Below are 1,202 nucleotides of genomic sequence, written 5' to 3' on the forward strand. Positions count from 1 at the left end.
CAGAAGTCACCAGTTTTATGAATGCAGGTATCATCCACCAGCTGACGTTTCTATTTAGTATCTGCCTCATTGTTGCTTTGAGCTTTAGTATGTTGTGGTTGATCAACGCAAGATTGGTGAAATCCATCAACGATCTTTCTCATTTGGATGCATTAACTGGGTTATACAATCGACGTGCAATGGAAGTCATTGTGCCTAACCTTGTGAATCAAGCACGCGAGAAAAATACGCCTATCAGCATCGTTATGACTGACGTGGACGATTTTAAAACCATTAATGACCAATACGGACACACCACTGGCGACTCAGTCATGGCAACCATCGCCACGATTTTTAAACAAACGTTACCAGAGTCAGCATGTACCGTTCGCTTTGGTGGTGACGAGTTTATGATTGTGTTGCTTGCCAATGCCGAAAACGCGAAAGCCTATGCCGAGTTAGTTCGCCGCAGCATTGAACGTGAGACGTCGCTGCTTGCTTTTAAAAACCAAGTCACGATGAGCTTCGGCATCAGCGAGTTAATGCCCAATGACCGATTGCAAGACGCACTCACCCGAGCCGACGAAGCACTGTATTGCTCAAAGCACACCGGGCGAAATCAAGTCACGACATTCCAAGATGGAAGCGAGGAGGGTGGCAAGTTCATCCAAACACCGACCAAAAGCGCATAACGGAAAGGTAAAACGACATCGCTCCTATTACTCCATTCACGAATCGGTGTAATCGGAGCGATTCAGACCAAATTTTTGCATTTTCTGATTTAAGGTGCGGCGTGGTAAATCGAGCTCTTGCATCACTTCATTAATCCGTCCTTGGTGCCTCACTAATGAATCATGCAACACTTTGCGCTCAAAGTTGTGCAACTGAATCATCAGTGGCACACCCGCTTGAGTCTCTTCCGTGGTTGACGACGGGCGGCTAGAAAGAATTTCCATCACAGAAACCGTATCATCCAGCGCGAAACGCATTGCGACGTTACGTAATTCGCGCACATTTCCTGGCCAAGCGTAAGAAAGCACGGCATTTCTGTCGGCATCACTCAACGGTCGACTGTCTGGATTTGTTTGCAATGCAAAGTGCTCAAACAGAATCAACGCGTCTTCTTCTCGCTCCCTAAGCGGCGGTAAGTAGATCTGTGCAACATTAAGTCGGTAATACAAATCTTCGCGGAACTCTTCATGATCGTTGAGATCTTCTTTCGC

2 protein-coding genes are annotated in these 1,202 nt (G+C 46.7%); one reads left to right on the forward strand and one right to left on the reverse strand.

The window, feature by feature from the left end; genetic code table 11:
- Nucleotides 1–671, forward strand: a 671-nt coding sequence (locus tag R7070_RS25775; RefSeq protein WP_318141459.1) for a GGDEF domain-containing protein, incomplete at its 5' end; no start/stop codon positions are given.
- Nucleotides 672–707: 36 nt separating this feature from the next.
- Here the strand turns inward: R7070_RS25775 and R7070_RS25780 are convergent.
- Nucleotides 708–1,202: helix-turn-helix domain-containing protein (locus R7070_RS25780; RefSeq protein ID WP_318141460.1), on the reverse strand; the 495-nt coding region annotated here is incomplete at its 5' end.

Origin of the sequence: Vibrio sp. 1557, from assembly GCF_033340175.1 — a bacterium.
Lineage (GTDB): Bacteria > Pseudomonadota > Gammaproteobacteria > Enterobacterales > Vibrionaceae > Vibrio > Vibrio alginolyticus.